Here is an 8,962-nt window from a genome sequence, read left to right as displayed (position 1 = left end):
TCCTGCCGCAGGGGAAGAAGACGAAGACTAATTTCTCTTGAAACTCTTGAAGTGAGAGGTTACTTCCGGGTAACCTCCCCCTAGAGTTCTTTTAAAAGTTAGAATAGTGGAACGCGTTGCAAACTATCACTACTTAGTTAGCGTCAGCATATCTGCCTGAATGCTGAAAATCTGACAATTTGGATTTTTCTGCTCATTGCAGGCGTTACAGATTCGCTGCACTATAAATCACGCAAGGGAGGAAAACACATGGAAATCACTACTGCTGCCATAGCCTCGATCATTGCGTTAGTGATTGTGGTTGTTATCAGCTGCATCAACGAAGACCTTAACGTAGGTTTCCTGGGTATCGGCTTTGCCATCATCGTTGGCGGAGCGTTCAGCGGCCTTACCGGGGCTAAAGTCATGGGGTCCTTCCCACTGAGCCTGTTCATGATCCTGACTGGCGTCACGTTCCTGTTCGGTATGGCTCAGACCAATGGCACTATGGAAAAGCTGACTGCTTACTCGGTTCGTCTCTGCAAAGGCAACACGGCCTTGATTCCTTTGATCGTTTTTCTGTTGACTACTTTTGTTACCACCATCGGACCTGGCAACATCGCCGGTACGGCTTTGATGGCGCCTGTGGCCATGGCTATTGCTACCCGCGTTGGCATGCCTGCTTTCCTGATGACCCTTATTGTTGTCGGCGCTGCTAACGGCGCTGCCTTCTCGCCTTTTGCCCCTACCGGCATTATTGCCAACGGCATTATTGCCAAAATGGCGCCTCAGCTTGGCATTGCTGCGGATGCTTTGAACGGTCTGGCCTGGAAGATTCATTTTAACTCCACAGTTGTACAGGGCATCATTAATATTGGCGGTTTCTTTATCCTGGGCGGCTGGATCTGGATTACCAAACAGCGCGGCGCAACCTTGGATATTGATGAACTGGCGCCGAAACCGGAACCCTTCAATAAACACCAATGGCTGACTCTGGCTATGGTTGGCGTACTGATCCTGCTGGTGGTTCTGCCCGGTTTGCCTGGCATGCAGAACCTGTTCCCGAAGATTGTCATGAATATGCTGTCTAATGTTGGCTCAGTTGCTTTTGTTCTTTCCTGCGTCCTGATGCTGACCGGCTCAGGCGACAGCAAGGCGGCTGTCAAAGTAATGCCCTGGGGTGTTATGATGATGGTTTGCGGCGTATCCGTACTGATTGATGTAATGGATAAAGCCGGCGGCCTGAATGCCTTGATCAAATTGATCGGTACTGTATCCGGTCCTGTTACAGCCAACTTCTGGCTGGGGGTAATTCCTGGCATTATTTCGGCTTACTCCAGCTCTTCCGGCGTGGTTATGCCGATGTTCCTGCCCATGGTGCCCGGTTTGATTAAAGAAATCGGCGGCGGCGATCCGATTGCCTTGATCTCTACCATCAACGTAGGATCCCATGTGGTTGATACTTCACCGTTATCTACTCTGGGCGCTCTTTGCATCGCTTGCGCCGGTGACCATGAAGACAAAGCAAAACTGTTCCGCAACCTCTTGATCTGGGGTCTGTCCATGTCAGTAGTAGGCGGCATTGTCTGCTATGTGTTTTTCGGTCTTCTGGGATTCTAATCCGTTTTTCCGTTTCGGAAATTCTCAATGTTCAGAGGGGGAGACTCGCCTCTCACCCTCTGGCATTGCAAAGATACAACAAAGTGTATGCATTTTTGCATTATTTTGCACTAAAAAAAGAGGCTTTTTTGTTACATCGAGAAAGTAATAATTGTACCACCCACGCTAAGCAATTGCCATTCTCACATTGGAGATAGTAGGAATTTGAGTAGCGTTTTTTGTTTAATTAAATTATCAGAATAATATATTGGGCAGATAATTGTCTGAATAAAAGCAATTATCTGCCCAATGTGGGTAGAGTAAAGGGGGGATGCCTTTAGGCTGGTTACAGATGGGATTATAGCATTGTTATGTATTGGCTGTTTCTTAAGCACTGCTCATGGTCCGTCGGCTGCCTTATTGACCCATCAACTTATAAGCTGTCTTAGTCTAACTGACCGTAGAAAAATGTACTAAATTTAGTTGGATGAGGAGGAAATGGAAGAATGGAATTGTCAATAGCAGCAATTATGTCTATCATAGCGCTATGCATCGTTGTCATCATCAGCTGCATTAATGAAGACCTGCATGTCGGGTTCCTGGCCGTTGCTTTTGGAATTATTGTCGGCGGCCTGTGGGGTGGAATGACCGGCGCTAAGGTTTTGGGCTATTTCCCGGTCAGTCTGTTTATGATCTTGGTGGGTGTCACCTTCTTCTTCGGCATGGCGCAGACTAACGGTACCATGGAGAAATTAACTGCCTATTCTATCCGTATTTGTAAAGGCAATACTGCTATTGTACCCTTGATCGTATTCGTTCTGACTACCTTTGTTACCACTATTGGACCTGGCAATATCGCCGGCACAGCTCTGATGGCGCCGGTAGCTATGGCTATTGCCACTCGTATCGGCATGCCAGCCTTCCTGATGACCCTGTTGGTCGTTGGCGCATCTAATGGCGCCGCCTTTTCTCCGTTTGCTCCTACCGGCATTATCTCTAACGGGATTATTGCCAAAATGGCTCCTCAGCTTGGCATTGCTGCCGATGCCCTCAACGGTTTGGCCTGGAAAATCCATTTTAACTCCGAAGTGGCTCAGAGCTTTGCCAATATTGGCGGGTTCTTTATACTGGGCGGCTGGGCCTGGATTAAGAAGCAGCGCGGAGAGACCCTGGATATTAACGAACTGGCTCCAAAGCCAGAACCCTTTGACAAGCATCAATGGCTGACCTTGTCACTGGTCGGCGTATTAATCCTGGCGATTGTTGTTCCCGGTTTGCCTGGTTTTAAAGGCATATTCCCGAAAACTATTCTTAATCTGCTGAGTAATGTGGGTACAGTCGCCTTTATGCTGGCTGCTGTCCTCATGTTAACCGGATCGGGCGACTCCAAGAAAGCTATCAAAGTCATGCCATGGGGCGTTATTATGATGGTCTGCGGTGTTACCGTCCTAATTGAGGTCATGGATAAATCCGGTGGACTGAACGCCTTCATCAAGATGATTGGTGCGATCTCTACCCCGACTACTGTTAATGCCTGGCTGGCTCTGATCACCGGTGTTATCTCGGCTTATTCCAGTTCTTCCGGCGTGGTTATGCCGATGTTTTTGCCCATGACTCCCGGCTTGATCCAAGAAATCGGCGGCGGCGATCCGATTGCCATCATTTCCTCAATCAACATCGGTGCTCACTTGGTTGATACTTCGCCTCTGTCCACTCTCGGCGCTCTTTGCATCGCTTGCGCCGGCGATCATGAGGACAAAGGCAAACTGTTCCGCAACCTGCTGATCTGGGGTCTGTCCATGTCGGTGGTTGGCGCGATTATTTGCTATGTGTTCTTTGGTCTCCTGGGATTCTAATTCTTTTCCAAAAGGCTTTAACGGGTCGAAGGCCTGCCTTCGGCCCATTTTCTATTGCGGCAGTAAAAAAGCTCGCCCTTTTTTACTGCCGCAAGAAGCCGGGTACTTCCCGTATCCGTTACCGTTTACAGGTTCCCGGTTATCAGACACTGGGACTAACATTAGTATAGCCTGATATACTACAGGGTTACAAATACATCTTTCTTATGCCAATATAGTTCTAAACTATACAGAAAAGTGCACGCCGGACATGAATTCGACGAATGTTTTCGCCGCGTTGGAAAGATAGCGGTTACGGTTCCAGGTCAGTGCGATCTGATAATAGATCGGGTCAGCCAAGGGAAAGCTCTGAATTGCCGGATAACGTTTGGCTATGGCGTCAAAGAGAAAGGTTATGCCGATCTCCAGCTCTACCAGACTGATGATCGTCTCTACCTGACTGGAAGAGAAAATAATTTGGGGAGTAAAGTGGTGCTTTTTACATTCCGCCAGTATAGCCTGCCGGTTAAAAGTATCTTTGCGCAGTAAAATAAAGGATTGCCCGCTTAATTGCTCAAAAGGTATGTTGGCAAGATGGGTCAGCGGGTGGCCAGGATACAGACAAAGATAGATCTGACCGGTTGTAATCGGGATGGTATCTAGGGCTGACGGCGACGCAGCTTTTATAATGGCCGGCGACGGAGCGGCAGACTGGGTAATAAACCCCACATCAATATGGCCTTGCTCCACTAAGTTCCGGATCGTTACCGAGCCGGCTTCGATGGCTGTGAGACTGAACCGGGGGTATTGCTTCTGGAATTGGGCGAAGATATGCGGGAACAGCGAGAGGCCAATCATGGACGGGACCCCGATATTAATCGTACCATGGGGCGACTTGCTTAGATCTTTCATTTCGCGGATCGAGTCATCAATGCTGGCCAGAATGTCATTCACCCGCTTCGAGAAGACGCGTCCTTCGGCATTCAGGGTGATTTGTCTTTGGCTGCGGTTAAACAACTGAACTCCCAGTTCTTCCTCCAGCTTCTGGATGGCGATGGAAACGGAAGGCTGGGCAATATGAAGCTGATCAGCTGCCTTGGAAATACTGTTCAGTTGGCTGGCTAATTGAAAATATTTTAGTTGCCGTAAATCCATAAGGACTTCCCTCATTTTTATTTATTCCATGTATTTACATAAGTATAGGCTTTGGCCATTGGTCACGACAAATACATCTTGCTTATGCTCAAATAGTTATAAACTATATGAGACAGAACCGGCCGGACTTTTTTCGGTTTGCCGGTGATATGGCAGAGACGCCAGGCAGCATTTTGCTGCCTGGCGTCTCTGTTTCTCTCATATAAAAACTGGGCCCGGGAGGCCCTTATGTCCGGGAATATACGCTGGTCATAAAATCGATAAATACCTTCGAAGCATTGGAAAGGTAGCGATTGCGATTCCAGGTCAGTGTGATCTGATAATGAATCGGATTAGTCAACGGGAGGCTATGGATCGTCGAATGCCTCCGGGCGATGACGTCAAAGAGAAAGGATATGCCGACCTCCAGTTCCACCAGGCTGATAATCGTCTCGACCTGACTTGATGAAAAGACAATACGGGGCGTAAACTGATATTTCTTGCATTCATTCAGGATGATCTGACGGTGAAAGGAATTCTTTTTCAGTAAAATAAACGGCTGATCCTGCAATTGAGTAAACGGGATGCTGGCCAGCTGGCTCAAGGGGTGCCCGGGATGCAGGCAAACATTAAGTTGTCCTTTGGTAATCGGGATGGTATCTAAAAAAGGCGGTATATCCGTTTTGGTGAGAAATCCAATATCAATTTTACCTTGCTCGACCAGGTTTTGAATCGTTACTGATCCGCCTTCAATGGCGGTGATCTTGAATTGGGGATATTGCTTCTGGAATTGGGCGAAGATGGTGGGAAACAGGGAAAGTCCGATCATGGGCGGGAGACCGATGGTAATTAAGCCTTGTTGCAGCAGGCGCAAATCTTTCATTTCGCTGACTGAGTCGCCGACGCGGTTTAAAATCTCGTTGACGCGCTCTGAAAAGACATGCCCGGCGACAGTCAGGGCAATTTGCCGCTGGCTGCGGTCAAAGAGCTGTATGCCGAGTTCTTCCTCTAATTTTTGGATGGCAATGGTAACGGAAGGCTGAGCGATGTGAAGCTGTTCCGCTGCTTTTGAAATGCTGTTTAGTTGGCAGACCATCTGAAAATATTCTAATTGTCGCAATTCCACCGTGGGAAATCCTCCCAATATATAGTTTGAAGATATATTAACATAGTTATACCATATTTTTAATTCACAAACCAGCAAGATATACTAAAGTCAATCCATCTAAAGTAAACTTTTAGGAAGTGAAAATACGATGAAATCTCAAACATCAGGCGGGTTCCCACTAACAACGGATCCCTTGATTTCAGGCCAATCCGGCAACAGTATCAGCAGGTTTTATTACCGCAAGCACAAAGCGGCTATGATCCGGGCGGCGGCGCTCTTGCGTCAGCCGGAATCAACTCACGAGATTCATAATCCTTGGAACTGCGGTAAGTTTAACAAAAGATTTCTCCATGAATTAAAATTGCTTATTCAATCAGTGTGGAATTAAAAATCGGCTTTCTGCCGTAAAAAGGCGGCAGAAGGGGGGAGTAACAAGCAGAAAAAAGAAAAAGCAGCCAAATTCGTTAAAATTCAGTTATGGAGAGGAGTCTTTACATGTTTGGAATGTCTCTTGCAGCCATTGCTTCACTTTTAGCCGTCATTATCGTAGTTGGCATATCGATGATCAATGAAGACCTCAATGTCGGCATCCTGGCCATCGGCTTCGCTATTGCCGTAGGCTCTTTTTTTGCCAATCTGTCGTCGGTCCAGGTCATGCAGGCCTGGCCGCTGGACTTGTTCATGATTTTGACCGGCGTCACTTTCTTATTTGGCATTGCAACCACCAATGGCACCATGGAAAAACTCACCGGCAATGCGATACGTCTGGCCAAAGGCAATACCGCATTAATCCCCCTGATTATCTTTATGCTCATCACCATCATTACAACCATCGGGCCCGGCAATATAGCCACCGTTGCCCTGATGGCGCCGGTGGCTATGGCAATTGCCAGCCGGATCGGCATGAGCGCCTTTTTAATGACCCTGCTGGTGGTGGGGGCAGCCGAGGGAGCGGCGTTTTCTCCGATCGCTCCTACCGGTATCATCTCCAACTCCTTTGTTAGCAAAATGGCGCCGCAGCTGGCGGCTTTGGGGCAGCCGCTGGGCGACCTGAATCTGCTGGCCTGGAAGATCCATCTGAATTCTGAAGTCGCCCAGCTGGTCGGCAACGTTGGCGGTTTTCTGGCCCTCGGCGGCTGGACCTGGATCCGCCAACAGCGCGATTCCAGCTTAAGCATTGACGACATTGCCCCCAAACCTGAACCCTTTGATAAGAAACAATGGTTGACCCTGGCCAGCATTGCCGTGTTAGTGCTGTTGGTCATTCTTCCCAGCCTGACAATCACCAAGGGATTGTTTTCACCGACATTCATGAACTTTATCGGTACCGGTAAGGCAACCAACGTAGGTTCCGTGGCCTTCCTGCTATCCGGCATCCTGCTGATTGCCGGCGCTGGCGACAGCAAAGCGGCGGTGAAGTCCATGCCTTGGTCGGTGATTATCATGGTAGGCGGTATGGGAATCCTCATTGACGTCATGGATAAGGCCGGCGGACTGAATGCTCTGGTGAGCATGATTGCAGCGGTTTCTGACCCGGTATCGATTAATGGCGTATTAGGCCTGGTAACCGGCATCATTTCCGCCTATTCCAGTTCTTCCGGCGTGGTGATGCCGATGTTTCTGCCATTGGTGCCCGGCCTGGTAGAACAGGTAGGCGGCAATGCCATATCGATGATTTCGTCCATTAATGTTGGTTCCCATATGGTTGATACATCCCCTCTATCTCTCTTCGGCGCCATTTGTATCGCCTGCGCCGATGAGAAAGAAGATAAAAACAAATTGTTTCGTCATCTGCTGATCTGGGGATTCTCCATGGCAGTAGTCGGCGCCATTCTTTGTTACATCTTCTTTGGGCTCCTTGGTCTGTAAGCTTTAGGCAGTCACCCTTAGCCTAAAACAAGGGCGGTAGCTGGCTATGAATGCCGGCTGCCGCCCTTGGCTTTTTTTATAGATATTAATGGGATAGTTCTTTTTTAGCTATGTCGGCTAGAAAAGAAGCCAAGCTGCTGCAGCGCCTACAAAGGCCATGGTTAAGCCCCAGGCTAACAGCTGATTGAACAGTTTCCGTTTATCCATTTCCGGAGTTGCTGCGCCAATGATTAGCGCTCCCAGTGTGGACAGCGGGCTGGCGTCAACGATAAAGCTGCCCATGCATACGCCGGAGAAAATGCTGACTAAATCGCCGCCGACTTGTTCAACCAAGCCGGGAACCATCGGCAGGAATGCGGGCAGTACAACGCCGACTGAGCTGGAATAGGCCGATATCAGACCGGGGATTAAAGTAGCGACAAAGGGTAATGAATGCGGTGTTGAGATGCTTGCAATCATCCCGATAAACATGTCCATACCGCCGGTTTGGCTCATTAAGCCGACCAGAACCGATACGCCACAAACCATCAACAGCGCTCCCCAGGGAATGCAGTTTTGTAAAACCTTTTTCTCATCGGCGCAGCCCAAGAGGATCAGAATCGTACCGATAAATATGCCGGTCAGACCGACATCAAATTTCAGGACCAGGGCGCCGAACAGCATTAATCCGATACCGATCAGAGTCAAAAAGTGTTGTTTCTGATAGGTTAGGGCTTTAAGAGCTTCAGCTTCGGGATTCCCATCAGCCTTAGCGGCATTGTTTTTGCTAAAGAAGTCATTTTTCAGTAAAGTGAGTCCGCCAAAGAGGATGTAGGCTACGACATTAATAGCAGCATTGGCTACTGCTGAGTTTCTGAACAGCTCAAAGGAAATGTCAGGCATGCCTAGCTTGGCGATTAGGCCGACTGCGATTGCTCCCGAGGGAGTAATCGGCGACATGGAAGCGGCGTTAGCGCCATTGATAACCAGGATGGCCATTAAGAAAGGGTTTATTTTTAATTTGCTGGCGATACCCATCGCCGGCGGGGCTAACAAGGCGACGACCGGAATGGGGCCTGGTCCGATTGCCGACAGGACAAAGCCTAACAGGAAAAATGCAATCGGCACTAAGCTGGCCTTACCATTGACCAGTTTAATGCAGGTGCCGCACAGCCTGTCCAAAGTGCCGTTCTCCTGGGCAATACCGAACAGATAGGTAACACCGAGTAAAATGATGAAAAGGCCTACCGGAAAACCGGCCAGCACAGCGCTGACTTTCATGCCGGCCACCAAAATGCCGACAATAAAGCTGAAGGCAATGGCCAGGAGTCCGACGTTGTAAGGCAGTACGCAGGATATCAGGATGACAATCAGCAGAGCGATCAATGACATTAATGCTAAGGACACTATAAAACCTCCTTTAGTATTTCCGGCTTATTCGTCATCCTTGACGACGTCG

6 protein-coding genes are annotated in these 8,962 nt (G+C 48.8%); 3 read left to right on the top strand and 3 right to left on the bottom strand.

Going from position 1 to position 8,962, the window contains the following annotated elements; translation table 11 throughout:
* The first annotated feature begins 249 nt into the window (after window positions 1–249).
* Window positions 250–1,599, top strand: coding sequence for an SLC13 family permease (locus tag ALO_RS17565; protein WP_004573518.1), 1,350 nt, complete (start codon window positions 250–252; stop codon window positions 1,597–1,599).
* A gap of 485 nt (window positions 1,600–2,084) precedes the next feature.
* Complete coding sequence (locus ALO_RS17560; RefSeq protein ID WP_004573517.1) at window positions 2,085–3,434, top strand: SLC13 family permease; 1,350 nt, start codon at window positions 2,085–2,087, stop codon at window positions 3,432–3,434.
* Window positions 3,435–3,659: 225 nt separating this feature from the next.
* On the opposite strand, the gene ALO_RS17555 is transcribed toward ALO_RS17560, so the two are convergent.
* A complete protein-coding gene (locus ALO_RS17555; RefSeq protein WP_004573516.1) occupies window positions 3,660–4,568 on the bottom strand; it encodes a LysR family transcriptional regulator in 909 nt (302 codons plus the stop codon).
* A gap of 226 nt (window positions 4,569–4,794) precedes the next feature.
* Entirely contained in the window at window positions 4,795–5,673 is an 879-nt protein-coding gene (locus ALO_RS17550; RefSeq protein ID WP_004573515.1) for a LysR family transcriptional regulator, read from the bottom strand.
* A 477-nt stretch (window positions 5,674–6,150) separates the two neighbouring features.
* On the opposite strand from ALO_RS17550, the gene ALO_RS17540 reads away from it, so the two are divergent.
* Complete coding sequence (locus tag ALO_RS17540; protein WP_004098815.1) at window positions 6,151–7,524, top strand: SLC13 family permease; 1,374 nt, start codon at window positions 6,151–6,153, stop codon at window positions 7,522–7,524.
* A 117-nt stretch (window positions 7,525–7,641) separates the two neighbouring features.
* Here ALO_RS17540 and ALO_RS17535 read toward each other — a convergent pair whose 3' ends face one another.
* On the bottom strand, window positions 7,642–8,910 hold the full coding sequence (locus tag ALO_RS17535) for an SLC13 family permease (protein ID WP_004098813.1): 1,269 nt from the start codon (window positions 8,908–8,910) through the stop codon (window positions 7,642–7,644).
* Window positions 8,911–8,962 lie beyond the last annotated feature (52 nt).

This window comes from Acetonema longum DSM 6540 (assembly GCF_000219125.1).
GTDB classification, from domain to species: Bacteria; Bacillota; Negativicutes; order Sporomusales; family Acetonemataceae; genus Acetonema; species Acetonema longum.
Note: the sequence above shows the minus strand (reverse complement) of the source record. Positions and strands in the feature narration are given on the sequence as shown.

Excerpts from the sequence above, each read along its gene's own strand:
- ALO_RS17565 (WP_004573518.1), top strand. The coding sequence starts at position 250 with ATGGAAATCACTACTGCTGCCATAGCCTCGATCATTGCGTTAGTGATT.
- ALO_RS17560 (WP_004573517.1), top strand. The coding sequence starts at position 2,085 with ATGGAATTGTCAATAGCAGCAATTATGTCTATCATAGCGCTATGCATC.
- ALO_RS17555 (WP_004573516.1), bottom strand. The coding sequence starts at position 4,568 with ATGGATTTACGGCAACTAAAATATTTTCAATTAGCCAGCCAACTGAAC.
- ALO_RS17540 (WP_004098815.1), top strand. The coding sequence starts at position 6,151 with ATGTTTGGAATGTCTCTTGCAGCCATTGCTTCACTTTTAGCCGTCATT.